The sequence below is a fragment of the Cryomorpha ignava genome, from assembly GCF_010686655.1.
GTDB classification, from domain to species: Bacteria; Bacteroidota; Bacteroidia; order Flavobacteriales_D; family Cryomorphaceae; genus Cryomorpha; species Cryomorpha ignava.
Window position 1 is genome coordinate 24,330 of record NZ_JAAGVY010000003.1, and the last position, 25,372, is coordinate 49,701.

The following is a 25,372-nucleotide window of genomic DNA, read 5'->3' on the forward strand; positions in this document are numbered from 1 at the left end:
TCATATATTAGCCGCTTGCAATCTTAACCCTATTCACGATGTCAACTGTAGCTATTCAGCATATTAAATCAGATGGTCACCAGGTCATTCTGGGCAGACACTGCCTTGGAGAATTCGCTGAATTACTTTCCACAGAAGCATTTTCGGGCGCGAAGTTATTCATTTTAGTTGATGAAAATACAGCAAAATATTGTCTTCCTGCGTTAATTTCGAAAGTAAGTATTCTTAGCGACGCCGAAGTACTTGAAATAGGTGTTGGCGAAGAGAGTAAGAGCATAGAAATCAGCACACAGTTGTGGAGCGTGCTCAGCGAGTTAAATGCCGATCGTGGCAGTGTTTTGATCAATCTGGGTGGTGGTGTAATTACCGATCTAGGCGGTTTTGTTGCGGGTACTTACAAGCGTGGAATACGATTTTTTAATATTCCCACCACTTTGCTCGCCCAGGTAGATGCATCGGTAGGGGGCAAGGTTGGCATAAATCATGACGGCCTCAAAAATGAAATTGGTCTTTTTAATAATCCCAATACCGTTTTTATAGATCCTGATTTTTTGAGTACGCTTCCGCGAAAGCACCTTCTTAGTGGATTTTCTGAAATGATTAAACATGGCCTCATTTGCGATAAGGATTATTGGGTAAAGCTAAAAGAGGTCAGCTTTTTTGAACTTGAAAGTCTCGATGAATCCATTTTGACTTCTATAAAAATCAAAAACGAAATTGTAAGTAGCGACCCGTTTGAATCAGGGCGGAGAAAAATTTTAAATTTTGGTCACACCATCGGCCACGCCGTTGAGTCGTATTCTTTTGAAAGCGATACCAAGGAAGTTTTACATGGTGAGGCGGTGGCTATGGGAATGGTCTGCGAGAGTTTTATTTCGCACCGTATGGGAATGTTGCGTGAAGATGAACTTCAGGAAATAACTGCATTTATATTTAGTCATTACACCCGGATTTTTATTGATCAGCTCGTTTTTCATCGGCTTATTGAATTGATGAACCACGACAAGAAAAATCGCGATGGCGAAATAAAAATGAGTTTGATTCAGGGAATAGGAAATGCCGTAATTGACAAAGCGGTAAAAGCTGATGTAATTATTGACTCACTGAATTTTTATGCGCGATGGGTGAATTGATCACAGTTTCCGCGTCAAAGAATTCTGTGCAGTCAAATGTGCAAATCAATCTGCCGGCATCTAAAAGTATAAGCAATCGGCTGCTTATTATGCGTGCCCTTAGCGGTAATTTGATAAGGATTGAAAATCTCAGTTCTGCAGACGATACTCAAATTTTGGAAACTGCTTTAGGCGTTAAATCTGGCGAAGTAAATCTCGGACTTGCCGGTACTGCCCTTCGTTTTGGAATGGCGTGGGCCGCGGTTACGCCTGGTGTTCGCGTTTTGCGTGGCGATGCCCGGCTAAATGAACGACCTGTAAAAGAACTTGCCAATGCACTGCGCGAACTCGGAGCCGACTTCAAGTACATCGAAAAAGAGGGATTTGCGCCTGTTGAGATCACCGGAAAAAAATTGAATGGCGGTAAATTGACCATCGACGGAAGTCGCAGTAGCCAGTTTATTACTGCCATGATGCTTATTGCACCTTATTGTGAAGCGCCTCTGCTTTTTAAAATTGATAAAAGCCAGGTATCAATGCCATACGTAGATATGACAGTGAGCCTCATGCGTAAAGCCGGAGCGAAAATAGAGCAGCAGGAAAGCGATATTAAAATCTCTGGAGCTTATGGTTCTTCTGATTTTGTTGTAGAGCCTGATTGGAGTGCGGCTTCGTATTTTTATCTCTGGGCAATGGCCTTGGAGAAAACTACGCTCTCTATTAATGGCTTGCCTTTTGAATCTGTTCAGGGCGATAAAGTTGCATCCGATATCTTTGCTCACTACGGCATTATCAGCCATTTTACTGATGGGAATATGCGTATTGCAAAGAAGCTTTTACCTGATTTTCCCGAAGAAATAAATTGCATTGGCTGCCCTGATTTGGCTCAAACATTTGCTATTGCTGCCGTAATTGCTCAAAAATCGGTAAGGCTTACAGGTTTACAAACGCTCCGCCACAAAGAGACTGATCGCATAGAAGCTTTAAAAAATGAGCTGGCAAAATGTGGAGTTTTCTGCAAAGCCGGATCAGACTTTTTAGAAATTCTTTCATTTGAAAAACCTGCTGGTACACCTATAATCAAAACCTATAAGGATCACCGCATGGCGATGGCATTTGCGCCGCTTGCTGCCATTTTTGGAGAAATCCAGATTGAAAATCCGGGTGTGGTTTCAAAATCTTTTCCGGGTTATTGGAAGGAAGTTGAAAAGATGGGGTTGGTATTAGAAAGTGATTGAGTTAGAATTGAGCACGCAATCGGTTACTTGATAATGGTTTGTCATCATTTTTGAATTTGGCAACGAACTTTTTTATAATGTGAATCTTTTATCAAATATTGCATATCGAGTCTTTAAGATAACAATCAAAAATGCCGCCAAACGGTTGTGATTCAGCCAATTGAAGTTCTATAAACATGTGGCCCCTCCAGGGTCCGATATGTTGAATTCAGCATCGCTTTCATCATCGAGATCTCTATACGCTTAGCACACCTGCGGGCTTTCGTTGGTCGTGAAATCGCTTCCCTAAGTTGCGGTAAAACTCCGTTCGCGTAGCGAAATCTTCACTTATCACTCCGCTCCAACAACCAAAAACTAAAAACAAAGCACCAGGTTACCCCAATCTATTCCGCATCAAAAATACATCCCAATATTTCTCCTTTGTCATCTCATCCCAATGAATCTCGTAATAGCGGTATTGATAGGTTTGAACTTGACAAACTACTAGGAGCAAAAAAGTCAGCGAAAGCAGAGCAATACGCCATTTTTTAGATTTGGCTTCCGCCAATAAAACGGCAAACAAAATCATAAAAAGCGGAATGTATTCCACATAAACCCGCGAAGAAAAACTACCGCCGTAATACCACATCCACCAGGAAGAAAAAACGTAAGTAATTATGACAAAAAATATGAGCCAGCTAAGTACTGCAAACTTCCTTTTGTTGAAAAAGGGAATCAGACCAAACATGGCGAGCAAATACATAGGTGTATAAAGAAATAGCCCTTTTTTATAACTGAAAAGAATATCAATGAAATGCGGATCTAAAAAATTAAATCCTTCTTCCTGATAAGAATAAACAATAAGTTGGCCGGTAGAGATTTTGTAAATAATAAGCTGGATGGAAACTATAATCACAAAAATAGCCGCGCTAAAAATGAGATTTTTATAATGAATGATAGCAAATTTCAATCCTTCTTTAACTGATTTTAAGCTGCCTGCCAAAAATGGCCAGCTCAAGATTATCAGCAAATTGACTGGGCGTATTAGCACTATTATTCCAAGCAACAGTGCAAGAACAGGCAGCGATTTTGCTTTTGGCGTATTGAAATACCGCTTGGTGAAATAAATAAATGCCGAGATAAACCCAAAACTGAAAACATGCGAAAGTCCGGTGTCAACCACGGTATAGACGAATAAATTTGTGGCAAAAACCGCTGCTACAAGTGTTGCCGAAATGGCCCATCGCGGTATGGCGTATGCGATAAGCGTTTTGCGCAGATAAAACAATCCCAAGAACAGGTAAAAAAGCGCCGCGATATTGATAAAAATCATGTAGTATTTTGAGTAGCCGTCTGCATCGCCATTGGTTGCAATCGTGAGGGAATGAGCCATCACGAAAAAGGGCAATTCGGCTACAGCCGTACCGCTGTAATACTTATTGATAAGTTGACCGGTTCCGGAGTTGGCTCTGTAATCGTAATACCTGTTTGGGTTGTAATATTTCTCTTTTTCAATGTGGTCGAAAAACCCAAAATTTAAATCGTGATAAATAAAAACGGCAGGTAAATAGGCATAGTAGCCTTTTCCATCGGCTTCTACAATGCCTTTCCAACGCTCTTTGCCCCAGTTTATATTTGATGAAATGGCCGTCATCAATACCATGATGGCAATGAGGGTTATTTTTGAAATGTCGACTTTTTTCATTTAGAGAAAATAAATTTGTTGGAATGGCAGAGCTTTAAAATTTTACGCTTTTTAAACGCTCCAATATTGACTCCCTCCGGCCGAAAGGCATCAAGATTTTGCGCAAAGTTCGCAAAGAAATATACATTTTATATGCAATCAATTGTTTGGTATTTTAGTTTACGCTCCATCTATGTTGTGGTAAGTGATGCGAAAAGTTTTAGTTTATAGAAATAGATTAGTTAGAATCGATTTGAACTAGGCTTGAGGTCTTTTGTCTGGGTCTTGTTGGCTCTGGAAACATGAGAGGATTTTGATGGTGCGTTGTTCTCATTTATGACGAAGTAAAGAGCGTAAGGGAAGCCCTTTAGTTTTAAGGCTCGAATGTTTTTATATCTGATTCTGAAATAAGGATTTACTTTTAAGGTGTTGTAAGCCGCTTTTGTTTGGGCTATAAATTTTAAGGGAGCATCAACACTATTCTCTGCATAATATTCCACAGCTTCATCTATTTCTATTTGAGCTTAGGGCGAAATGGTTAATTCAAATCCCATATTTTTTATTGAGCTCTTTCAGAGATTCGTCAGCTGAAAGATGTGTGCTTTCGTCTTCTTGAAGGCGAGCGTCTAAAATAGTTTTCATTTCAGTTGTAAGCTCCAGATCACCATCGCTTTCCTCCACAATGATTGTAATAGGTTTTGATTTAAAAGTGGCTTTAATTGCGTCAAGTATGTCTGTGTTTACATCTTGTGCCGATGCTAAATGTTAAGTAGTATACATTGTCGTTTATTTTATTGGTTATAAAGATAACGAATTTTTGCATGGTCAAAGTTGAGACCATATTCCGCATCAAAAATAGAAACAATTGATTTTGGTAGTATTGACGTGCATACGTTTTTTTCATTTGGTCGATAGTTGATCAGAATAACTCCTATCCGCTCGATTTATTCATCTGATAGAGATGAGAAAAGCCAAGATTTTGTCATCTTTCTTTTCGAATTAAAACCAGACTTAGTATGAAAACTAAGACCACATATTATGACTCACAGAAATGAAGGAGATAACACTCATAATACCAGAGAAGAATCTGGAATTTTTCATGGAGTTCGTTAAGCAATTAGGTATTGAAGTAACTGATGAAATTGAGATATCAGAAGAGCATAAAGCTATAGTTAGAGAAAGAATTAGAACGTCTAAACTGAAGATATGGTTTCTTGGAAAGAAGCCCATACCCGTTTGTCATTTAAAGATAAACCGTAAATAAAGGCATTTGAGTTAATATTAGATGAGTTAATATTAGACCCAAGAGCTATTCGCGATGTTCAGGCAGTATTGTCTTGACCGACTCTTAAAAGTTTCAGATTGCACCGGCACATTTCCAAGCATCGTAATAAATCTTTACCCTAAAACTTAAAGAGAAACTGGGCTTTAATCTCAGATTTAGTATTGCCATTTATCAATTCCTTGCTACTGCCAATTTCATTTCTGTCGGTATAATAATATTGCGCCCAGCGGAGCCAGAAATCAATATTGCGACCAATGTCGTACTTTATCATTGCGTAAACCCGTGTACCTCGGCCGCTATAGGCAGGAATCGAGAAGAAATACCGCACATCGTTTTCGTAGGCATAAATCCGCGAATCGTAGGTGTCGGTATCAAACAAAGCGTAGCGGAATGTAAACTTTAAAGGGAGCTTTTTAAAGTCGTAGCTAACATCCTGATAAACCATAAATCCGCGCGATACGGGCTCTGCACCGCGCTTGTATTCCGAAAACTCAACCCGGGATCTGAACTGAATATTGCGGGCAGCACTATAGCTAAAGTTTAAACGGAGATTGCGCCTCGGGTTGAGTACAATATTATCCAACCCTTCCACATCTTCGCGTGTATTGATTTGCTTTTCTCGATCGCGATAGCGAATGTAAACTCCAAATCTACTGCTCGGTTGATAATCAAGCTGGGCTAAAAAATCGTATCCCGATGAGGGTGCATCAACCTGGTACCGCAGCCACGGAAATTTAAACTGATCGAAATAGGCATTGAATTTCCATTTTTTAAACGGCCGGAATTCAATGCCCAGATACACACCCGATTCGTTTTCTACAGACGACCCTTCACCAAAACCAACAGAAGCCACAGGCTGAAAGTCGGTGTCGTAATGCCGCTGGGTAATGTTTACGCTAAGCCGCGGATTCATGTTTATGTTCACTCCGTTCATGGTAGCCAAGCCACCATTTTCACTGCGCGAGGTTTCACCAAAAAAGAAAAAGTTGCGAAACTTATAACTGTAATCGCCACCGATAATTGTGTTTTCGCTTCCGCTAAAGCGGAATTTGCTATACTCTTTAATGTCTCGATTTATGGCGCCGTCAAGCTCCATGCGTGCGGCAGTAACTCCCAGATGCAGCCTTTCATGGTCAAAAGAAATATTCCCGCCATAATGCTGTTGAAAAATGGAGTTTTTGCTTCTTACCTCAGATGCTGTTCTGTGGTAGCCACTTTCCTGAAACGAAGAAACCAGCACTTCAGGTTCGCTAAAATCAAGGGTATCTTGCTCTTGTTCTAAAAGGTTTCCGTCTATCTCTTTGCCCGAATAGAATACAGAAACATCAAACTTGCCAAGCCCAACAGTTGCAGCACCGCCGCGCAAAAACAAATTTTCGTTTATAGAAGTGTATGCGCCAATACCGCGTCCGCGCTGGGCGGTGCTTACTGTAAATGAGCTTTTTCTATTAAAGCCGAGCCCCGACCAAAAGGTGAGTCCCTGCCCAAATTGCGCCTGATAGTCGCCAAGAGATAAGGCCTTTACGACGCCAAAATCACTCAAGTGTAAATGCGCTGAATAAAAGTCGAATCCGTTTTTCTGGCTTCCATTAAAAAATTCTTCGCCATTGTCTTTCTCTGCGGTAATTCCAAAGCTTATTCTGTCGTCATAGCGATAGCGGTAGCGAGTGTAAACCTTATCGGCCGAACCCAGATATCGTGCATTTTCGCTTTTTTCCCATTCTTCGGGTGTGGCATCGGTGTAGCCGTATTGCTCTTCGAGTATGCGTTGATACCGCACCACCCATTCGTTTTTACCGTATTTGAGCATTTTCTCCAGGGTGATCTTTCGGTTTGCCGTTTCAGGGCTTACCATCACAAAGGGCTCTATAAGATCGGCGGTATAAACGTCCCATCCATTTATTTGCGGAAGCTCAAATATGGAAAATAAATTCCCGTATTCAAGGCGGTATTCCATAAATTCGCCTATCTGATAATTCGATAAAAAGCCTAGACTGTAAAGATCGTCAGCGGTAGCCGAATTCAAATTTAGCGGAAAATCGATATACACTGACAGTTTTTCAAAAAGCGTATTGTAATCCAGATTTTCATCTTCCGAGGTTTCGGCAATTTGCTCAATGCGCTGCTCAATAATCAGTGCTCTGTCCATAGCATCATTTACACCTTCCTGGGCTTTCGCCGAAAGGCAAAATAAAAAGGCAAACGCTATCCAGACTAAATTTTTCATTTTTTGCCTGGTGCGTAAGTAAGTGCGATCTGCGGTGAATAGCCGAGCGCGCTGTGGTAAGTGGTAGATAGATCGAGTTTAAAGGCGTCGAAATTTAAGCCAAACCCAAAAGCTAAAAGGCCGGGATTGCTCGATACACCGATGCGAAGGAATAAAATGTCGGCCGGCTGATACTCCATGCCCGCTCTAAAAATGGGATTCATATCAATATCTTTTTCCACTTCGCCGGTCGCCAGCAGGTCTTCGCTTATTTGGTAGCCCGCGCCAAAACGAATTACGGTAGGAATGCGTTCATCGTCAAAATCGTTTAAACTAGTGCGTGTTGGGTTTGAGATATGCGCTGCAAGACTCACATTATCTGACACTTGCAGTCTAAATCCAACATCGGCAGTTATAGCGCCTTTACTGCCATACCCATCGGCATCAATCCGCAAGGTGTGATAATTTAGCTGGACTCCAACGGCAAATTTTTCTGAAAGCTTCATTCCGTAAGCCAGTCCTACCCTGCCCTCGTTGTATGCCGAATAGCCAAAATTGGTATAGCTTACGCCAATAGCTCCATTGCCTAGGGGAATGGCGCCGGCAAATCCGGCGTAAGCAAAATTGCTGATCAGAAATTTATTTTCGTAAAAAATTGACGCTGTAGGGCCTTGAATATATCCCAGGCCGGCCTGATTGTGGTAGATACTCCAAATATCGGTAAAGGTTAAACCCGCGTTTGCCATCGCTGCCGATCGCGCTCCGGGTGGGTCGTTTTCGCCACCGGCGTAGCTTAGCAGCGGTAGGCAAATAAGTAAAATGGTTATGAGTCGCACTAAAAATGATTTGTCGCAAAGTACAAATCATTCTTAAATTTTTGATTTAAATCACAAATTTCGCTTTTGCGGATATTATTTCAGCTCATTTGTAGATTTTTCCGGAGCAGTTTTGCGAGATCTAAAATAATCGAAAATAGTGAAAATGAGCAGTAAGAAAGGGAAGCTGTGCATTACCAAATCAAACCAATCGATAGCCTGCATACCCACCGCTCCATCAAGTAGCCACCGCCACTTTTGAAAAAGGTGCGGCTCGGGTGTAAACGGCGCCAGGCCAAGTGTAGCACTGAAAAGCAATGCAAAAAGGATATTCTGAATTTTCTTATTTTTCAACTGGCTGCATTTTAGATTTCAGATTTTGACTTTTTGGTGGTTTTGCAAAGCCATGGGTTATCTGCCCCACAAATTTATGCGGAAATTCTTCATCGCCGTGAAATCCGATTTCAATATCTTTCCCCGAATAAGGTACGTAGGCAGTTCCAAAAATATAGTCCCATAAGCTCAGCGACAAGCCGTAATTCATACCATACCTATGCGAGTCGGGCAGGTTATAGGCATGATGCCACATATGCATGTCGGGGTTGTTGAAAATGTATTTCAATGGTCCTATTTTTACTCTGAAATTGGCGTGATTCCAGTGGCCTACTGCGATGGCAAACATGTGAACGATAAAGAAATCGTCTATTCCAAAACCGATCATTGCCAGTGGGATATAGGCTATTCCTTTGTAAAGTACGCTTTCCATCCAGTGAAAACGCAGGTGTGCCGCAAAGCCCATTTCCTTAACAGAATGATGCACTTTGTGAAACTCCCACAAGGCTGGAACGTGGTGTAGCAGGCGGTGAATCCACCACTCTATAAAATCTTTTGCGACAAAAAGTGTAAGCAGCTGCACCCATACCGGCCATGATGATACCTCAAGTGAAACAAGATTGGTAATGCCCAGCTGCGCGAGAAAATTATTGAATAGATTGACACCTATTTCGCTCAATCCTGCAAAAATAATCAGCGAGAAAACAAAGAAATTGAAAAACATGTAGAAGGCGTCGAGCCAAAAATCACCCCTGAATTTGGGTTGGTTTTTTCGCCATGGTCTGAGCCATTCTAAAACCAGAAAAAACAGAGATATGGCAATGAGGTAGTAGAAATAATTTCCCCACAGCCCTTCCTGAAAGGTTATTTGCCGCCAGAGCCACAGGCCGTAGTTCTTTGTAGCTTCCCAAAATATTTGAATATATTCCATGATCATAACTGGTGCAAAGATACAATGACTAGAATGCTTCTCGTGTGAGTCAAATCACAATACTTGTTTTTTGGGGAATGTGTCGGTTATGGTTTTTTTTGGCACAATTAAATTAATGCAAATACGTATCACGTACCTAAAGGCACGTTATGTTCGGAATGAATCGTTTTTGGCTACCGATATTAAGGCTACCGATATTAAGTCCCTAACGCGACAGTGTCGAAAATTCATCCATCTCCGTCGTTCCTCTATAGAAATTCGTGATTTAAATTAAAAATGCCGAAATTTATCCATGCATTTTCGTCCCGTTAGGGACAAAATATGGGATGATATAATTTATCCATCCATTGACGTCCCGTTAGGGATAAAATATGGGATGATACAATTTATCCATCCGTATTCGTCACCGTTCGGGATAAAATATGGGATGATATAATTTATCCATCCGTATTCGTCACCGTTCGGGATAAAATATGGGATGATACAATTTATCCATCCGTATTCGTCACCGTTCGGGATAAAATATGGGATGATATAATTTATCCATCCATTGACGTCCCGTTAGGGACGAAATATTGGTAGATGACAAAATATGGGTAGCTCCTAGAATTTATAAACGAACCGGCGTGCCGTGAGGTACGCAATATGAAACATTATTAATGGCAAATACCTACACACAAATTCATATCCAAACCGTTTTTGCGGTGCGGAACAGACAGAGTCTCATTCAGAGAGATTGGCAAGACGAACTCTATAAATATATTACTGGAATTATTCAGAACCACAGCCATAAAATTTAACAAATTAACGGCATGTCTGATCATATCCATATTCTCTTCGGAATGCGTCCCACACAATCTATCTCGGATCTCTTAAAACAGGTGAAACATGATTCATCTGTATGGATAAATGATGAAGGTTTCGCGAATGGAAAATTCTCGTGGCAATCGGGTTATGGTGCATTTTCATATTCAAAACGTGATGTTCCGAATGTGATAAGATACAACAAAAATCAAAATGAACATCATAAAGCGATATCCTTTACAGATGAATATTTGAAATTGCTGCAAGAATTTGAAATGGAATATGACAATCGTTACATATTGAAATCGGTGATGTAAACATGGATCATTCCGTATTTCAACAATTTTGGGTCAAAATCATTTTCTTATAGTATATGGTGTTGGTTACCATCATTAATTTCCAGTTTGCTTGAGTTTTTCTTGCATCACGTATTCTAAGTTTACATTTCATATCGACAAGCTACGATTAAAGTCGTTGTACTTCTCGCATTTCAAACTATGAGAATAATCATTTAACTTTACCTGATGGCAGAAGGAATAAAAGAGTATCTGAATAAGGTTATTCAGGGCGATTGTCTGGATGTGATGAAAAGTTTTCCGGACAAGTCGATCGATATGATTCTCTGCGATTTGCCCTATGGCACAACCCAGAATAAATGGGATTCGGTAATAGATCTCAAAAAGCTTTGGAATGAGTATGAAAGAATAATAAAGGACAATGGTGCCATTGCTTTAACTGCGCAAGGTATTTTTACCGCCCGACTTATTTTGAGCAACGAAAAATTATTCAAATACAAGGTGGTTTGGATAAAGTCTAAATCCACAAATTTTCTAAATGCCAAAAAGCAACCTCTTAGAAAACATGAAGATATTTGTGTTTTTTATAAAAATCCGCCGACATACAATCCGCAAATGACTCCAGGGGAAGCTTACGATAAAGGAGTGAGAAAAGCCCAGAACACCGGGAGTTACGGCTTGTTTGAACCCAGCCACGTAAAAAGCAAAGGTAAGAGATATCCCAATGACATCGTTTTTTATGAAAACCAGCCCGTTGATGATTTTGTATATGTAAAAACAGCCGAGAGTGAAGGCCCGGTATTGCATCCAACCCAAAAGCCGATTGCGCTAGGCAGGTATTTGATAAGAACCTACACAAATCCGGGCGATGTAATACTAGACAATGCCAGTGGCAGCGGTAGTTTTTTATTGTCAGCGATACTTGAAAACAGAGGTTTTATCGGAATTGAAAAAAATAAAAATGGCGAGCTGCACCGAATAAAGAAAATGGATTTCATCAAAATCACTTCAGATAGGATTGAGCAAATACTGGAGCGAGATGAAGTTGAAGAGTCACGGCGAGCGCTATTTGCTAAGCCGATTTTTGATAATCATACTTTCGTTTTACGATGATAATTTTCAATAAGCAGTTTCTAATAAGCAAAGCTTTACAGTAGGGATGTGATTTTTTTGGAGAATGGTTCACTTTGGAATCGAAATAACAGCTAATTTTTCGTTTCAAATTCATCCCAGTATTCTCTTGGGGTCATTATTCTTGTGTATTCAAATTCAGTTATTTGAAAGTCAAGTGTGTTGCCTGTGATCAGATAGTCCGCCGAACTTGCAGCTGCCAATTCCAGAAATTTATTATCACTTTTATCTTTTAAAACGTAAATCTTTCGGTTGGGTTTGTAGAAAATCGATAATTTACGAAGTTGATTTAGCACTATATCTGCTTTCGTTTTAACGTTGGAGTATTTGGCAAATTTTTCCTATTCATCACTTCAAGTTATTCTGTAAATACTTCGTCGGACAAACATGTTTGAACCTTTTTGGCTAGAACCAATTCATATAAGATCTTCGTAGGGATTGAGTTGGAAATCAGAGCTGAGACGACAATATTTGTGTCAAGAATGATCTTTAGCATCTCTTACAGCCTTTATTTCAGCATTTATTTCTTCGGATGTCATTTTAGAAAGACCTTCTTGTTCGGCAATTTCATTGCAATCCAAAAGTGTTTCTCGAGCATATTCATTGCTAATCAATTCAACCAAGTCGGTAAATTTGATTTCTGTACTTTTCAACTTATACCTTTCAAAGTCAGATTTGCTTATTTTTATTTGTAAAGTTTGCATATTGCTATTCATTTGAGTAGCTCCTCTCAAAAATACGATTTTTTTCATAATCAGTTATTTTTGAAAACTCATACGGAAAAAAATCCTGACGTGGCGCCAGAGTATGCCACCCTATCCCCAACCTTCGCTTTTTACGGGCACATCAAGACGCCGCCAAAAAGCGTGGTAAACTGAGCGTGTGGGTAGGTGCAAAATTTGAATCCCGCATTTTCAAAATGACATTTATCTCGCTGAAATCTCTCAATAACCCGGAAAGCTTTGAGACCTCAATCTGAAATCATAAATCTGAAATCATAAATCTAAAATCATAAACCCTAAATCAATTTCGCGTCTCTCAAAACTTTGTCTTTCATCCCTTCTTTATATGCTGAAATACGCTTGCGCACATTTTCATCGGCTACGCCCATAATTTGCGCGGCGAGAATTCCCGCATTTTTGGCTCCATCTAGAGCTACCGTGGCTACCGGAACCCCTCCGGGCATTTGCAAAATACTCAGTATCGAATCCCATCCGTCAATGCTATTCCGGCTTTTTACCGGTACACCGATTACCGGAAGGGGAGTGATAGATGCCGTCATTCCCGGAAGGTGAGCTGCCCCGCCTGCCCCGGCAATAATTACGCGAATACCTCTCTCCTCGGCGGTTTTCGCATACTCAAACATACGCTCTGGTGTGCGGTGCGCACTTACGATTTCTACTTCGTGGGCAATGCCGAGCTCATTCAAAATATCAATGGCTTCCTGCATAACCGGAAGGTCGCTTTTGCTACCCATTATAATTCCTACCATCTTATTTTGCTTTAACTTTTATAATCGATTTTACACGCATTGCTTTCTCACGAGCCTCATCGGCTGTAGCCGCAGTAATGGTTACATGGCCCATTTTACGAAACGGCTTGGTGTCGGTTTTTCCGTAAAGGTGCACATAAACCCCTGAAATTTGCAGTGCTTCTTCGAGGCCTTCGTAAATCACGGGTCCGGTATGTCCTTCTTCGCCCAGCAAATTTACCATGGCCGCCGGCCGTAATAAATCGGTATCGCCAAGCGGAAAGTTTAGAATAGAACGCAGATGCTGCGCGTACTGCGAAGTAATATTTGCCTCTATTGTTTGATGACCTGAATTATGTGGGCGCGGGGCTACCTCATTTACCAGAAGTTCTCCTTCTTTGGTCAGAAAAAGCTCTACCGCTAAAATTCCTACAAGTCCAAAAGCTTCAATTGTTTTTCGTGCGATGTTCTCAGCTTTTTTGGCAATCTCATCCGAAATATTTGCCGGAGCAAAAAGCAGTTCCACCAGGTTTGCCTTTGGGTTAAAATCTAGTTCAACGGAGGGAAAAGTCTTGATTTCTCCGCTTTCATTCCGGGCTACAATAACCGAAAGCTCTTTTTCGAAATCAACAAATTTCTCCAAAACTGTTGGTGCATCAAAACCTTCTTCAATCTGATCTTTTGATTTAATCACAAATACACCGCGGCCATCATAACCACCTTTGCGCAATTTTTGAGCTGCGGGCAAAAAGTCGGTATTGTCGTAAAGTTCTGCTTTGTTATTCAATAACCGGTAAGGCGCTGATGGGATCTGGTGCTCCTTGTAAAATTCTTTTTGAAGGCCTTTGTCTTGCACAATTTCCAGCATATCTGGCTGGGGAAAAACTTTTACACCGGCTTTTTCTAAATCGCGCAGACCTTCAATGCTTACATGCTCTATTTCAACGGTTACCACATCGAGATCTTTTCCAAACTCGCGCACAGTTTTGCGATCGTTAAAATCGCCTGTGGTGAAAAAATTTACAATCTGGTGGCAAGGTGCTTCGGGATTTGGATCTAAAGCAGCAAGCTTAATGTCCAGATTCACAGCTTCCTGCAAAAGCATTCTGCCCAATTGCCCGCCGCCTAGAACGCCGAGTTTAAAATCTTTACTGTACGGCTTCTTTGCCATTGTTTTTATTTATTGAAGAATGATTTTTCCATTTGCAATAAAGTCCCTTCCGCTAATCTGTATCAGGTAAATTCCTGCCGGGAAACGAGAAAGATCAAGTTTTAAATTCTTTGACTGATTGGTGGAAATGTTTTGCAAAACGCGTCCACTCAAATCGTAAAGACGAATGCTTTCGGCTTTTTCAGCCAATTCAATATTCACAAAATCTACCGCCGGATTGGGATAAATAAGCGCCAAATTATCTATTGAAATTTCGTTTACGCCAGTGGGGTCAACAATTGCACCACATAGCCAATTGCTGTAATCTACAATCCCAAGCGAATCTGCATCAGCAAAATGAAAGATAAGGTCCTCAATATCATCTTCTGTTGCATCCTGATTGTCTTCTGTCCAACAATTTGCCTGAGCAAACACAAAATTTGGCGTATTGTTATAAAAGGCAAAGATTTCGCCACCATTTCCGTTTCCGGAAAAGACATTGTTTCCGGCTCCGATTTCTTCATCATCCAGATTGCCCATATTTATCATTGCGTTGCCTTGAGTGGTGATTCCCCAAAGGTTTCCGCGTATTTCATTGTCAAGAATCACGTGGCTGTTTTCACCACCGCTGTTTATATTAATTCCGCTGCCACCAAGAGCCGGATTTCCCTGTGTGTTATTGTCTTCGATGATATTGCCGGTAATGAGTGTGTATGCTTTACCTACGGCAGTAAGTCCGTAGCGATTGTTGCGAATGGTATTTCCTGATATAACTGCGTAAGTGCCCCCTCCAAAAAAATCGGCTATCGCGATTCCTCCAGCTTGATCGTTTTCGGGATAGCCTGTAATGGTATTGTTGATAATAAAAGTTGTGTCGATTCCTGATGGGCCAAGGTTAATTTGTGGCCTGTTTTGATTTTCCATTGTATTTCCTGTAAAGGTGCAATTGATGATGGTAGGCGCTACGCTTCCATTTGCAGGGCTTCCAATTGCCGCTTTGTCATTTTCGAGAAAAGTACAGTCGCTAAAAAGTGGTTTTCCGGCAGATAGACCCACAACTGCGCTGCTTGAGCTGCCACCGTTATGATAGCGCATGATGCAATCTACCATTTGTAGATTTCCGGTAATGGATTTGAACCCACCTCCATATTCAAAGATGGGTCCTTCTATATTTACATTGCTGAGAGATTCAAACCTAAAACCTACATAGTTTGAATCAGGATTTAATTTTGTGAAAAGTGCATTTGAAAATACGTTGAAAACTGCACTGTCTTCAATGGTTATTAGTGCCTCTGGGGCAATGCGTACCGTGTTATTTGTTGTAATCTCAAAAGTATCAGTAGCCGCTATGAATAAAGGTTGATGAATTTGATATTCATTTCCGCCACTGGTCACTGCTCCATTGCTAAGGGTTACCAACTCGTCAAGCGAATAAGTTTGACCAGTACCCGGAGTTGTGTATTGTGCCACAAGGGCAAAAGGGATAATAAATAGGGTTAAAAGGGAGTATAATTTTGTCATGGTTATTATTTTTCGGTGCAAACTTAGAACTTTTATAAGAGATTATGGAAGTTAGCACAATGATAATGGCATCTGAATTCATTACCTTCGCACACTTATATTTTGCCATTTATGACAGGAGTAAAGATTCACGACAAGGAATTTGTAGATTATATTTCATCTGAAAAAATTCAGAAACGCATTGAAGAGCTGGGACAGGAAGTTCATTCTGACTTGGCCGGAAAAAACCCGATTTTCCTCGGAATTTTAAATGGATGCTTTCGATTTTCGGCAGATTTACTCAGCCACGTCGATACACCTTGCGAGATTAATTTTCTAAAAGTTAGTTCTTATGTCGGCACGAAAACAACGGGAAAGGTCAATGAGCTAATCGGTCTCAATGTCAGCCTCAAAGGCAGGCATATTGTAATTCTTGAAGATATTGTAGATACCGGTCATACTGTAGATTTTTTGATTGACCGCTTGCAAAAAGAAGAACCTGCGGGTATTAAAATTGCAACGCTGCTTTGCAAACCCAGTGCATATCATGGTAAGCACAAACTCGATTATGTTGGGTTTGAAATACCGAATCTTTTTGTGGTGGGCTATGGACTTGATTACGACGGATATGGGCGAAATTTAAATGATATTTATCAAATTAAAACGTAAGAAATGATTAATATAGTACTATTCGGACCTCCCGGCGCCGGAAAAGGAACGCAGGCAGAACGATTGGTAGAACGCTATAATCTGGTGCATCTCTCAACCGGCGATGTTTTTAGAAGAAATATTAAAGGAGGAACCGAGCTGGGTTCTCTTGCGAAAAAATATATGGACGGCGGCAATTTGGTGCCAGATGAAGTAACAATTAAAATGCTTGAGTCTGAAGCCAATCAGCATCCCGATGCGAATGGGTTTATTTTTGATGGTTTCCCACGTACGCAGCCTCAGGCAAAGGCTCTTGATACTTTTCTGGAAAGTAAAAATCAGTCAATTTCCCTTATGCTTTCGCTCAATGTGGAAGACAACGAGCTGAAAAACCGCCTGATGAAACGCGCTGAAACAAGCGGTAGAACAGATGATGCCGATCCTGAAATTATTGCAAACCGAATTGATGTCTATAAGCGCGATACAGCTCCCGTTGCCGATTATTACAGCGCACAAAATAAGCTTGTTGAAATAAATGGAATAGGCTCAATCAATGAAATAAGCCAGCGTCTTTTTGATGCTGTAGATAAAAATGGCAAGTAGCAATTTTGTAGATTACGTAAAAATTCACTGCAAGTCTGGTAGTGGCGGTGCCGGTTCAAAGCACTTATTTCGTGATATTCTTACCGCAAAAGGTGGGCCTGATGGGGGAGATGGAGGTCGCGGTGGACATATTATTCTTCGCGGAAACGCACAACTGTGGACTTTGCTCCATTTTAAGTACAAAAAGCACGTAAAGGCAGGCCACGGTGGGGGCGGTAGTAAACAAACGAGTACCGGTAAATCGGGCGAAGATGAATATCTTGATGTACCACTTGGCACCATAGCCAGAGATCCCGAAACTGGTGAAACGCTTGTTGAAATTACCGATGAGGGCCAGGAGTATGTTCTTATAAAAGGTGGTAGAGGCGGACAGGGAAATGCACATTTTAAATCTAGTACAAACCAAACGCCGCGTTATGCCCAGCCGGGTGAGGAAGGCGAAGAAGGATGGCGGATTCTAGAACTTAAAGTCCTGGCAGATGTAGGTTTAGTGGGTTTCCCAAATGCCGGTAAATCAACACTCTTGTCAGTTGTATCTGCTGCCAAACCCGAAATTGCCAACTATCCTTTTACCACTCTGGTGCCCAATTTGGGTATTGTGGGATACCGCGATGATCGCTCTTTTGTAATGGCCGATATTCCGGGAATTATAGAGGGCGCCAGCGAAGGAAAAGGCCTGGGAACGCGATTTTTGAGACATATTGAGCGCAACAGCGTTTTACTCTTTGTTATTCCGTCAGATAGCGACGATATTTACAAGGAATACGAAATTTTGCTAGGCGAATTGCGCGCCCACAATCCCGAACTGCTCGATAAAGAAAGACTGCTTGCAATTACAAAAACAGATTTGCTCGACGCCGAGCTGATAGCAGAAATAAAACCCGATTTACCGAATATTCCCTACGTTTTTATTTCATCTGTTGCACAGCAAGGATTGATGGAATTAAAAGATCTTATTTGGAAGCATTTAAATAAATAATTGTGTTTGAGGCCTTAAAAGATTTTGACAGAGAAATATTTCTTTTTTTGAACGGACTGCACCAACCGTGGCTCGATCAGGCCATGTTTTACATGACAAAAGCGGTGTTTTGGATTCCGGTTTATGCCGTATTGCTTTACCTCGTAGCAAAAACTTATGGTTGGAAAATTATGCTTTGGTCGCTTCTTGCCATTGCTGTGGTTATCACCTTAAGCGATCGTATTTCTGTAGAACTTTTTAAAGAAGTTTTTCAGCGATACCGGCCTTCGCGAAATTTGACTATCGGGCCAATCGTGCATGTGGTTAATGAATACCGCGGAGGACTTTTTGGATTTGTGTCTTCGCATGCAACAAACTTTTTCGGAATTTCCACTTTCGTGGCGCTCCTTCTGCGGAAGCAGTACCCTAAAATTTTGCCTTTACTCATTCTTTGGGCTTCATTTATTTGCTACACACGCGTTTACCTCGGTGTGCATTACCCTTCAGATATTTTGGTGGGCTCATTACTAGGCGCCACTATTGGGTTTTCGGTTTACAAACTGTTTAAATACCTTGTGCTTAAGGAGAAATGAAAACACTAATCGCCATATTTATAGGAGGAGGATTGGGCTCTATAGCCCGATACGCAATAAGTAGATTGAGCGTTTTGGCTTTTGGAAATACCGTTTTTCCATTGGGTACGCTCATGGCGAATGTTTTGAGCTCTGCGTTATTGGCAGTTTTGGTGGTATCTATCGGTAAAGAATACCTGCAAGGACTGTGGATTCCTTTTTTGGTAATAGGGTTTTGCGGTGGCTTTAGCACATTTTCTACCTTTAGTTTCGAAACGTTTATCTTAATTAATGAAGGCAAATGGATATGGGCGGGAGCTAATGTTTTAATTAGCGTAGCAACCTGCCTCGTTCTTATTTACATCATTTCAAAACAATTGACATGAAACGAATCATTTTACTGGCTTTCCTATTTCATTTCTCTTTGGCTTACGCCCAAAAAACAGAAAATGCTCCAAAGCTTGTGGTGGGTATCGTGGTAGATCAAATGAAGAATGAATTTTTGTACCGGTACGCCGATCAATATAGTGAAGGTGGATTTTTGCGTCTGATGAATGAAGGCTTTTACGCTGCAAATCATCAGTACACATATATGCCCACATCTACCGCGCCGGGACATGCTTCGATTTACACAGGAACTACCCCGGCTGTTCACGGCATTTCTGCCAATAACTGGTACGATCCACACGCCAAAGAGATATTTTATTGCGTTGGCGATAATTCTGTTAAATCTGTAGGGCTTAGCACATCTGCCGGTCAGCGCAGTCCTAAAAATTTAAAAACGACAACTATTACCGATGAGCTCAAGCTTTTCTGGAATTTTAGAAGTAAGGTTATCAGTGTTTCTTTAAAAGATCGCGGTGCTATTTTGCCGGCAGGCCATTTGGCAAATGGTGCCTATTGGTATAATGACGGTGTGTTTATTACCAGCAGCTTTTATATGGATGAGCTTCCGCAATGGGTGACTGATTTTAACAACAGCGGACTTGCTAATGCGTATATCAAAAAGGGGTGGCAGCGCTTTTCGCCAGATCTGGAGTACAAGGCAAGTACAGCCGATGATAGTCCTTATGAAATGATTTTCGCAGAAGAAGATCGCCCGGTTCTGCCCAAAAACTTAAAGAAGCTGGCGCCGCACAATAGAAATGCCGATATACTAAAGCTTACGCCATTTGGTAATTCAATTGTACTCGATTTTGCGCTAAAAGCTATTGAAGAAGAGGAACTTGGAAAAGATGCTATTACCGATTTTTTGAGCGTAAGCTTCTCAAGCACAGACGAAATAGGTCATGTATATGGAACAAGGGCTATTGAGGTAGAAGATACCTATATCAGGCTTGACGCCGATATTGCCAAGCTGCTGAATACTCTTGATGAACAGATAGGTAAGGATAATTATATTGTATTTCTAACCGGAGATCACGGCAGCGCTGAAGTTGCTCAGTTTAGTCTGGACAATAAGCTACCGGGTGGATATATCGATACTGATTCTGCCGCTAAGGCTTTAGAAGAAGTTATGCTTACCCTTCATCCATCGGGAATGGATCTCGTGGAGACTTTAGAAGGTAACGAATTGTATTTTGATAAGGAAAAAGTGGCTGCCGCCGGATTGAAAATATCTGATTTGGCTGAAGCTGTTGCAGAGAGATTCGCTTATTTTCCCGGGATATATGCAGCTTATCCCACTGCTGATATTGTGAAAAGCGCATCAGAAGAATTTCCGATAAAGAATCTTAAACGTGGCATATATCCTGCCGTAGCGAGCGATGTAATATGGGTGCTGAACAGTGGATGGATGGACTATGGAAGTGTAGGAACTCAACACGGTACACCCTGGAAATACGATACCCATGTTCCGTTTATACTCTATGGGAAAGGAGTGAAAAAGGGAAAGATTTATCGTGAAACAAATATTCGCGATATTGCTCCAACTCTCTCTATGATTCTACAAATACCGCTACCGAGTGGCACAACCGGAACTCCGATTGTGGAAGCAATTGAGTAGTCTTAAATTAGTGAGACTCGTATTGAAAAGAATTATCGGCTTCACCTTCCAAAATATTAACCATTTGAATTAGATTTGGATTTTTTAAAACAAATAAATTATGGACGTTCTCAAAGTTGAGAATATTACCAAGGCTTACGCCAATCACATCGCCCTTAATGATGTAAGTCTTAGCGTGCCCAAGGGCAGTATATACGGGTTGCTGGGGCCCAACGGTGCAGGTAAAACCACGCTTATTCGTATTGTCAACCAAATAACCGGCCCTGATAGTGGTAAAGTATTTTTTAATGGCGAGCCTTTAAGCCCCAAACATGTTTCACGAATTGGCTATTTGCCCGAAGAGCGCGGTCTTTATAAAAAAATGAAGGTGGGCGAGCAGGCTCTTTATCTGGCACAGCTTAAAGGAATGTCGAAAAAAGACGCCAATGAGAAGCTGAAAGAATGGTTTAAGCGTTTTGAAATTGAAGGATGGTGGGATAAGAAAGTAGAAGAGCTCTCAAAAGGAATGGCGCAAAAGGTGCAATTTATTACCACCGTAATGCACGAGCCGGAGTTTATTATTCTTGATGAACCCTTTAGCGGCTTCGACCCCATTAATGCAAATTTGATAAAAGGAGAGATTAAGCGCCTTTCGGAAAATGGTACCACTATTATGCTTTCTACGCACAATATGGGATCTGTTGAAGAGATTTGCAGCCATATTGGTCTGATACACAATTCTGTAAAAATGCTCGAAGGGTCTATCGGTACCGTGAGAGATGCCTATAAAGAGGGCGTTTACGACCTGCAGTTTCAGGGTGATATGATCTCTATTACAAATGCAATGTGGACGAATTTTGAACTGATTGACCATTGGAAAAGAGACGGGTCGCAAATTGCACGTATTAAATTGCTCAATAAGTCAACGGTTAACGATCTACTTGCTGTTGCCATAGCTGTGATAAAAGTAGAAGCGGTAAACGAAGTGATACCCAGTATGAATGATATTTTTATTAAAGTAGTTGAAAATAAATCGGATAGCCATGAATAAAACAAACCTGATTATCCAAAGAGAATACCTTACACGGGTTAGAAAGAAGTCATTCATTATTATGACATTCCTTGGGCCGGTATTTATTGCGGGGTTAATGAGCCTTGGTATCTATCTCGGTATGAGCGACTCGAGTGTGTACAACGTATTGGTAGTTGATAATACACCACAAATTTCGGCCGACAGCCTTTCGCAGCCAAAATCTCTTTTCTGGAAAGAATTTAAGGAAACTCCGCAGATGAAGTTTCAATATACACATGACGCACTCACCAATGCCGAATTTGATTCTAGTGCATACTCATTAATGCTCGTAATGCGCGAAGATATTGTGACTTTTCCAGAAGCAGAGCTTGTTTTTAGAAAGTTGCCAAGCGTGAAAGCACGCAGCTATATTAAATCGCAGGTAGAGAAAGTTATAGAAAATGAAAAGCTAAAGCTGAATGCTATTGATAAACGTGTGTATGATAGCATACGAACTGATGTAGAAATTCTTAGCGTTGATTCTGAAGATGGCGGCACCTCTTACAAGCAGGAGCAGGCAATGGTTGGTTTTGGCTTTGCTGTGCTAATTTATTTCTTCATTTTTCTCTATGGCGTACAGGTAATGCGCGGTGTAATGGAAGAAAAAAGCAGTCGCATTGTTGAGGTTATAATCTCATCTGTTAAGCCATTTCAACTTATGATGGGTAAGATTATTGGCATTGCGCTAGTTGGTTTAACCCAATTTTTACTTTGGGTTATTCTTACCGGTATTATTTTTACAGTGGTTTCAGGTTTAATATTGCCCGATGCGGCAACGATGGCAGAGCAGGTGCAGGCCACCCAGGTTGCCGCCGAGCAGGCCACAAGCGACCCTATGAACCAGGCCGTAATAAGCGATATGGCAGAGTTGTTTCTCTTTCGCATTAACTGGCCGCTTATGCTGGGAATGTTCCTTTTTTACTTTTTAGGAGGTTACCTGCTCTACGCTTCCCTTTTTGCAGCAGTTGGCGCGGCAGTTGACAATGAAACGGATACCCAGCAGTTTATGATGCCGATAACTATTCCACTAATTTTTGGATTTATCGTCGCTCAATTTGCTTTGACAAATCCCGAAGGAGGAGCTGTGTTTTGGTTTTCCCAAATACCGTTTACTTCGCCAATTGTTATGATGGTGCGCGTAGCAATGGGCTTTGATGCCGGAACCGTCTGGCAACTTGCCCTTTCTATGGCGCTACTTGTTGCCGGATTTATTGGAGCCGTGTGGATGGCAGGTAAAATATACCGCGTAGGGATATTGATGTACGGTAAAAAGATAACTTACAAAGAGCTTTGGAAATGGATGCGGTTTAATTCATAAATCTCGATTTACGAGTTAATCTATCTCTTTGATTGTCTTGGACTTGAAAGTCAACTAATTTTAAAAGGTTTTAAAAGTGAAGAAATCTCAATTTCAAAATCTTATATTTACCTCAATCTCAAAACGCAAATAATCAGGTGAAAGTCGGAATTATAGATTTAGGTACAAATACATTCAATCTGCTAATCGCTGAAATTGACGATGTTGGCGGCTATAAGCAAGTTTACAGCTCTAAAGTGGGTGTAAAGCTTGGCGAGGGCAGTTTTGCCAAAAACTATATAACCGAAGAAGCCATGGAGCGCGCAATGGTGGCGCTCCACGCCCAAATAAGCGTCATTAAAAATCAGTATTGCGATCGTATTCTGGCATTTGCCACGGCAGCTGTTCGCAATGCCAGCAATAGCCAGCAATTTATTGATAAGGTGTATTCTGCTTTTCAGGTCAAAATTCGTGTTATTGACGGTGAGCATGAAGCGAGTATGATCTATCAGGGAGTTCAAATGTCAGGAGCGCTCACAGATCAAAATGCGCTTATTATGGATATCGGTGGCGGAAGTACCGAGTTTATTGTGGCCAATGATCAGGAAATTATCTGGAAACAGAGTTATGAGCTTGGTGTTACAAGATTGGTCGAAAAAATGGAACCGGATGATCCCATCACACTAGCTCAAATTGAGGAAACAAAATCTTATTTGATTCAAACCATGTCGGAGGTGTTTGACGTGGTAAAGCAAGAACAGGTCAAAATACTCATCGGGTCTTCCGGCTCTTTTGATAGCTATTCTGACGTTTTAGCTAACCGCAAAAATACCTTTGAACAGGATGCATTACGAAGCGCTTTGCAATTTGATATAGACGAATTGAAGCCCTTTTTAAATGAACTCATAACCACTACTATTTCTCAGCGTCAGGATATGATAGGTATGGCGTCAATACGCGCAAATATTATAAATATGTCGGCGATTTTTGTTTTGCTGGTTCTCGAAAAAACCAATATACCAGTAGTTAAGCTCTCAAGGTACGCTTTAAAAGAAGGCGTGCTTTTTGATGTGCTCAAAGGAAATTTATAACTATGCCCCACATTCTTATTATTGACGACGAAAGAAGTATTCGCAATACTTTAAAAGAGATTCTTGAATTTGAAAAGTTTACAGTAGATCTGGCCGAAGATGGCCCGGAAGGATTAAAAAAATTAACCGAAGGAGCGTATGATGTTGCGCTTTGCGATATTAAAATGCCTAAAATGGATGGGATTGAGGTGTTGCAAAAAGCTTTGGAAGCTGAAGTAGAAACTCCAATCGTAATGATTTCGGGTCATGGAAATGTAGAAACGGCTGTAGAGGCGATCAAATTAGGAGCTTATGATTTTATAGAAAAGCCACTTGATCTCAATCGTACCCTTGTTACTTTGCGCAATGCGCTCGAACGATCTACCCTCGAAGCGGAGACGAAAACCCTCCGCAAGAAAATAAATCTTATTAAAGGTTTTGAAATCATAGGAGCCTCTGAACCTATTTCGGAGATTAAAAATATGATTCAAAAAGTGGCGCCAAGCGAAGCAAGGGTGCTTATTACTGGCGCCAACGGAACCGGAAAAGAGCTTGTGGCGCGACAGCTCCATGCTTTGAGTAATCGAAATAAGGCACCTTTTGTGGAAGTGAATTGTGCTGCTATACCGTCAGAATTGATTGAAAGCGAATTGTTTGGCCACGAAAAAGGTGCGTTTACATCTGCAATAAAGCAGCGCAAAGGAAAGTTTGAGCAGGCAGATGGTGGAACATTGTTTTTAGATGAAATTGGTGACATGAGTGCATCTGCCCAAGCTAAAGTATTAAGAGCATTGCAAGAAAATAAGATAAGCAGAGTAGGTGGTGAGAAAGAGATAAAGGTTAATGTGCGCATTCTTGCCGCTACAAATAAAGATTTGCGAAAGGAAATCGAAAATGGAAATTTTCGGGAAGATCTCTACCACCGCTTAAGCGTAATTCTCCTTCAGGTGCCTGCGCTTAACGATAGAAAAGATGATATTCCGCTTCTCGCCGATCACTTTATGAATCTCATTTGCCAGGAGCAAGGCATTCAGCCAAAGACTATTGCAGATGGAGCTTATGAGGCTTTGAAAGAAATTAACTGGACCGGAAATATCAGAGAGCTGCGAAATGTAATAGAGCGCCTGATTATTTTGGGTGGAGTTACAATTACACGTGCGGATGTAGAGGCTTATGCCAATCCTGGGAATGTCTTTAGATGATTTCATTTGGACCTCGCGATGAATCGTCGAG

Annotated in this window: 25 protein-coding genes and 2 pseudogenes; 15 read left to right on the forward strand and 12 right to left on the reverse strand. The window is 41.0% G+C overall.

The window, feature by feature from the left end; genetic code table 11:
- Nucleotides 1–38 precede the first annotated feature (38 nt).
- Together aroB and G3O08_RS02780 are read left to right on the forward strand one after the other, a co-directional pair.
- Complete coding sequence (aroB, locus tag G3O08_RS02775) at nucleotides 39–1,133, forward strand: 3-dehydroquinate synthase (RefSeq protein WP_163283154.1); 1,095 nt, start codon at nucleotides 39–41, stop codon at nucleotides 1,131–1,133.
- Nucleotides 1,121–2,350 carry a 3-phosphoshikimate 1-carboxyvinyltransferase gene (locus tag G3O08_RS02780; RefSeq protein WP_163283155.1) on the forward strand — a complete coding sequence of 410 codons (1,230 nt, stop codon included), beginning with the start codon at nucleotides 1,121–1,123 and terminating at the stop codon, nucleotides 2,348–2,350. The genes aroB and G3O08_RS02780 overlap by 13 nt, the downstream gene beginning before the upstream one ends.
- A 373-nt stretch (nucleotides 2,351–2,723) precedes the next feature.
- Here the strand turns inward: G3O08_RS02780 and G3O08_RS02785 are convergent, their stop codons facing one another.
- Both G3O08_RS02785 and G3O08_RS02790 read right to left on the reverse strand, forming a co-directional pair.
- Nucleotides 2,724–4,034, reverse strand: a complete 1,311-nt coding sequence (locus tag G3O08_RS02785; RefSeq protein ID WP_163283156.1) for a hypothetical protein — start codon at nucleotides 4,032–4,034, stop codon at nucleotides 2,724–2,726.
- Between the two features lie 522 nt (nucleotides 4,035–4,556).
- Nucleotides 4,557–4,694 carry a hypothetical protein gene (locus G3O08_RS02790; protein ID WP_163283157.1) on the reverse strand — a complete coding sequence of 46 codons (138 nt, stop codon included), beginning with the start codon at nucleotides 4,692–4,694 and terminating at the stop codon, nucleotides 4,557–4,559.
- A 370-nt stretch (nucleotides 4,695–5,064) separates the two neighbouring features.
- On the opposite strand from G3O08_RS02790, the gene G3O08_RS02795 reads away from it, so the two are divergent.
- Complete coding sequence (locus G3O08_RS02795; RefSeq protein WP_163283127.1) at nucleotides 5,065–5,277, forward strand: hypothetical protein; 213 nt, start codon at nucleotides 5,065–5,067, stop codon at nucleotides 5,275–5,277.
- A 139-nt stretch (nucleotides 5,278–5,416) separates the two neighbouring features.
- Here the strand turns inward: G3O08_RS02795 and G3O08_RS02800 are convergent, their stop codons facing one another.
- The 4 genes from G3O08_RS02800 to G3O08_RS02815 all read right to left on the reverse strand — a co-directional run bounded on the left by G3O08_RS02800 (nucleotide 5,417) and on the right by G3O08_RS02815 (nucleotide 9,583).
- Complete coding sequence (locus G3O08_RS02800; protein WP_163283158.1) at nucleotides 5,417–7,525, reverse strand: hypothetical protein; 2,109 nt, start codon at nucleotides 7,523–7,525, stop codon at nucleotides 5,417–5,419.
- Nucleotides 7,522–8,340: a PorV/PorQ family protein gene (locus G3O08_RS02805; RefSeq protein WP_163283159.1), complete on the reverse strand. Its 819-nt coding sequence runs from the start codon at nucleotides 8,338–8,340 to the stop codon at nucleotides 7,522–7,524. Before G3O08_RS02805 ends, G3O08_RS02800 begins: the two co-directional genes overlap by 4 nt.
- Before the next feature lie 75 nt (nucleotides 8,341–8,415).
- Complete coding sequence (locus tag G3O08_RS02810; RefSeq protein WP_163283160.1) at nucleotides 8,416–8,673, reverse strand: hypothetical protein; 258 nt, start codon at nucleotides 8,671–8,673, stop codon at nucleotides 8,416–8,418.
- Complete coding sequence (locus tag G3O08_RS02815) at nucleotides 8,663–9,583, reverse strand: sterol desaturase family protein (RefSeq protein ID WP_163283161.1); 921 nt, start codon at nucleotides 9,581–9,583, stop codon at nucleotides 8,663–8,665. Before G3O08_RS02815 ends, G3O08_RS02810 begins: the two co-directional genes overlap by 11 nt.
- A gap of 659 nt (nucleotides 9,584–10,242) precedes the next feature.
- On the opposite strand from G3O08_RS02815, the pseudogene tnpA reads away from it, so the two are divergent.
- Both tnpA and G3O08_RS02825 read left to right on the forward strand, forming a co-directional pair.
- Nucleotides 10,243–10,704: pseudogene (gene tnpA / locus G3O08_RS02820) on the forward strand (IS200/IS605 family transposase).
- A 207-nt stretch (nucleotides 10,705–10,911) separates the two neighbouring features.
- On the forward strand, nucleotides 10,912–11,796 hold the full coding sequence (locus G3O08_RS02825; RefSeq protein WP_163283162.1) for a DNA-methyltransferase: 885 nt from the start codon (nucleotides 10,912–10,914) through the stop codon (nucleotides 11,794–11,796).
- A 92-nt stretch (nucleotides 11,797–11,888) separates the two neighbouring features.
- On the opposite strand, the pseudogene G3O08_RS21420 reads toward G3O08_RS02825, so the two are convergent.
- The 6 genes and pseudogenes from G3O08_RS21420 to G3O08_RS02855 form a co-directional block, all read right to left on the reverse strand.
- Nucleotides 11,889–12,140: pseudogene (locus G3O08_RS21420) on the reverse strand (putative toxin-antitoxin system toxin component, PIN family); the annotation flags it as partial.
- Nucleotides 12,141–12,172: 32 nt separating this feature from the next.
- Complete coding sequence (locus tag G3O08_RS21800; RefSeq protein ID WP_163283163.1) at nucleotides 12,173–12,310, reverse strand: putative toxin-antitoxin system toxin component, PIN family; 138 nt, start codon at nucleotides 12,308–12,310, stop codon at nucleotides 12,173–12,175.
- Nucleotides 12,291–12,566, reverse strand: a complete 276-nt coding sequence (locus G3O08_RS02840; RefSeq protein ID WP_163283164.1) for a hypothetical protein — start codon at nucleotides 12,564–12,566, stop codon at nucleotides 12,291–12,293. Before G3O08_RS02840 ends, G3O08_RS21800 begins: the two co-directional genes overlap by 20 nt.
- Before the next feature lie 266 nt (nucleotides 12,567–12,832).
- Nucleotides 12,833–13,306 carry a 5-(carboxyamino)imidazole ribonucleotide mutase gene (gene purE, locus G3O08_RS02845; RefSeq protein ID WP_163283165.1) on the reverse strand — a complete coding sequence of 158 codons (474 nt, stop codon included), beginning with the start codon at nucleotides 13,304–13,306 and terminating at the stop codon, nucleotides 12,833–12,835.
- 1 nt (nucleotide 13,307) lies between these two features.
- Entirely contained in the window at nucleotides 13,308–14,456 is a 1,149-nt protein-coding gene (locus G3O08_RS02850) for a 5-(carboxyamino)imidazole ribonucleotide synthase (RefSeq protein WP_163283166.1), read from the reverse strand.
- A gap of 9 nt (nucleotides 14,457–14,465) precedes the next feature.
- A complete protein-coding gene (locus tag G3O08_RS02855; RefSeq protein WP_163283167.1) occupies nucleotides 14,466–15,956 on the reverse strand; it encodes a T9SS type A sorting domain-containing protein in 1,491 nt (496 codons plus the stop codon).
- A 111-nt stretch (nucleotides 15,957–16,067) separates the two neighbouring features.
- Here G3O08_RS02855 and hpt point away from each other — a divergent pair, with 111 nt between their 5' ends.
- The 10 genes from hpt to G3O08_RS02905 all read left to right on the forward strand — a co-directional run bounded on the left by hpt (nucleotide 16,068) and on the right by G3O08_RS02905 (nucleotide 25,341).
- On the forward strand, nucleotides 16,068–16,604 hold the full coding sequence (gene hpt, locus G3O08_RS21075) for a hypoxanthine phosphoribosyltransferase (protein ID WP_163283168.1): 537 nt from the start codon (nucleotides 16,068–16,070) through the stop codon (nucleotides 16,602–16,604).
- 3 nt (nucleotides 16,605–16,607) lie between these two features.
- The gene (locus G3O08_RS21080; RefSeq protein WP_163283169.1) at nucleotides 16,608–17,186 is read left to right on the forward strand and encodes an adenylate kinase; all 579 of its coding nucleotides are present in this window, start codon (nucleotides 16,608–16,610) and stop codon (nucleotides 17,184–17,186) included.
- Nucleotides 17,176–18,165, forward strand: a complete 990-nt coding sequence (obgE, locus tag G3O08_RS02870; RefSeq protein WP_163283170.1) for a GTPase ObgE — start codon at nucleotides 17,176–17,178, stop codon at nucleotides 18,163–18,165. Before G3O08_RS21080 ends, obgE begins: the two co-directional genes overlap by 11 nt.
- 2 nt (nucleotides 18,166–18,167) lie before the next feature.
- Nucleotides 18,168–18,737 (forward strand): phosphatase PAP2 family protein, encoded by a 570-nt coding sequence (locus G3O08_RS02875; protein WP_163283171.1) that lies wholly within the window; start codon nucleotides 18,168–18,170, stop codon nucleotides 18,735–18,737.
- The gene (locus G3O08_RS02880) at nucleotides 18,734–19,102 is read left to right on the forward strand and encodes a fluoride efflux transporter FluC (protein WP_163283172.1); all 369 of its coding nucleotides are present in this window, start codon (nucleotides 18,734–18,736) and stop codon (nucleotides 19,100–19,102) included. The genes G3O08_RS02875 and G3O08_RS02880 overlap by 4 nt, the downstream gene beginning before the upstream one ends.
- Nucleotides 19,099–20,721 carry an alkaline phosphatase PafA gene (pafA, locus tag G3O08_RS02885; protein ID WP_163283173.1) on the forward strand — a complete coding sequence of 541 codons (1,623 nt, stop codon included), beginning with the start codon at nucleotides 19,099–19,101 and terminating at the stop codon, nucleotides 20,719–20,721. Before G3O08_RS02880 ends, pafA begins: the two co-directional genes overlap by 4 nt.
- 97 nt (nucleotides 20,722–20,818) lie before the next feature.
- Nucleotides 20,819–21,751, forward strand: a complete 933-nt coding sequence (locus G3O08_RS02890) for an ABC transporter ATP-binding protein (protein ID WP_394352317.1) — start codon at nucleotides 20,819–20,821, stop codon at nucleotides 21,749–21,751.
- Nucleotides 21,744–23,090: an ABC transporter permease gene (locus G3O08_RS02895; protein WP_163283175.1), complete on the forward strand. Its 1,347-nt coding sequence runs from the start codon at nucleotides 21,744–21,746 to the stop codon at nucleotides 23,088–23,090. The genes G3O08_RS02890 and G3O08_RS02895 overlap by 8 nt, the downstream gene beginning before the upstream one ends.
- 137 nt (nucleotides 23,091–23,227) lie before the next feature.
- On the forward strand, nucleotides 23,228–24,160 hold the full coding sequence (locus tag G3O08_RS02900) for a Ppx/GppA phosphatase family protein (protein WP_163283176.1): 933 nt from the start codon (nucleotides 23,228–23,230) through the stop codon (nucleotides 24,158–24,160).
- Nucleotides 24,161–24,162: 2 nt separating this feature from the next.
- Complete coding sequence (locus tag G3O08_RS02905) at nucleotides 24,163–25,341, forward strand: sigma-54-dependent transcriptional regulator (RefSeq protein ID WP_163283177.1); 1,179 nt, start codon at nucleotides 24,163–24,165, stop codon at nucleotides 25,339–25,341.
- Nucleotides 25,342–25,372 lie beyond the last annotated feature (31 nt).

What these genes read in the sequence shown, in the direction of transcription:
- aroB (WP_163283154.1), top strand. Translation starts at nt 39, where the DNA reads ATGTCAACTGTAGCTATTCAGCATATTAAATCAGATGGTCACCAGGTC.
- G3O08_RS02780 (WP_163283155.1), top strand. Translation starts at nt 1,121, where the DNA reads ATGGGTGAATTGATCACAGTTTCCGCGTCAAAGAATTCTGTGCAGTCA.
- G3O08_RS02785 (WP_163283156.1), bottom strand. Translation starts at nt 4,034, where the DNA reads ATGAAAAAAGTCGACATTTCAAAAATAACCCTCATTGCCATCATGGTA.
- G3O08_RS02795 (WP_163283127.1), top strand. Translation starts at nt 5,065, where the DNA reads ATGAAGGAGATAACACTCATAATACCAGAGAAGAATCTGGAATTTTTC.
- G3O08_RS02800 (WP_163283158.1), bottom strand. Translation starts at nt 7,525, where the DNA reads ATGAAAAATTTAGTCTGGATAGCGTTTGCCTTTTTATTTTGCCTTTCG.
- G3O08_RS02815 (WP_163283161.1), bottom strand. Translation starts at nt 9,583, where the DNA reads ATGGAATATATTCAAATATTTTGGGAAGCTACAAAGAACTACGGCCTG.
- G3O08_RS02825 (WP_163283162.1), top strand. Translation starts at nt 10,912, where the DNA reads ATGGCAGAAGGAATAAAAGAGTATCTGAATAAGGTTATTCAGGGCGAT.
- G3O08_RS21800 (WP_163283163.1), bottom strand. Translation starts at nt 12,310, where the DNA reads ATGCTAAAGATCATTCTTGACACAAATATTGTCGTCTCAGCTCTGATT.
- G3O08_RS02840 (WP_163283164.1), bottom strand. Translation starts at nt 12,566, where the DNA reads ATGAAAAAAATCGTATTTTTGAGAGGAGCTACTCAAATGAATAGCAAT.
- purE (WP_163283165.1), bottom strand. Translation starts at nt 13,306, where the DNA reads ATGGTAGGAATTATAATGGGTAGCAAAAGCGACCTTCCGGTTATGCAG.
- G3O08_RS02850 (WP_163283166.1), bottom strand. Translation starts at nt 14,456, where the DNA reads ATGGCAAAGAAGCCGTACAGTAAAGATTTTAAACTCGGCGTTCTAGGC.
- G3O08_RS02855 (WP_163283167.1), bottom strand. Translation starts at nt 15,956, where the DNA reads ATGACAAAATTATACTCCCTTTTAACCCTATTTATTATCCCTTTTGCC.
- hpt (WP_163283168.1), top strand. Translation starts at nt 16,068, where the DNA reads ATGACAGGAGTAAAGATTCACGACAAGGAATTTGTAGATTATATTTCA.
- G3O08_RS21080 (WP_163283169.1), top strand. Translation starts at nt 16,608, where the DNA reads ATGATTAATATAGTACTATTCGGACCTCCCGGCGCCGGAAAAGGAACG.
- obgE (WP_163283170.1), top strand. Translation starts at nt 17,176, where the DNA reads ATGGCAAGTAGCAATTTTGTAGATTACGTAAAAATTCACTGCAAGTCT.
- G3O08_RS02880 (WP_163283172.1), top strand. Translation starts at nt 18,734, where the DNA reads ATGAAAACACTAATCGCCATATTTATAGGAGGAGGATTGGGCTCTATA.
- pafA (WP_163283173.1), top strand. Translation starts at nt 19,099, where the DNA reads ATGAAACGAATCATTTTACTGGCTTTCCTATTTCATTTCTCTTTGGCT.
- G3O08_RS02895 (WP_163283175.1), top strand. Translation starts at nt 21,744, where the DNA reads ATGAATAAAACAAACCTGATTATCCAAAGAGAATACCTTACACGGGTT.
- G3O08_RS02905 (WP_163283177.1), top strand. Translation starts at nt 24,163, where the DNA reads ATGCCCCACATTCTTATTATTGACGACGAAAGAAGTATTCGCAATACT.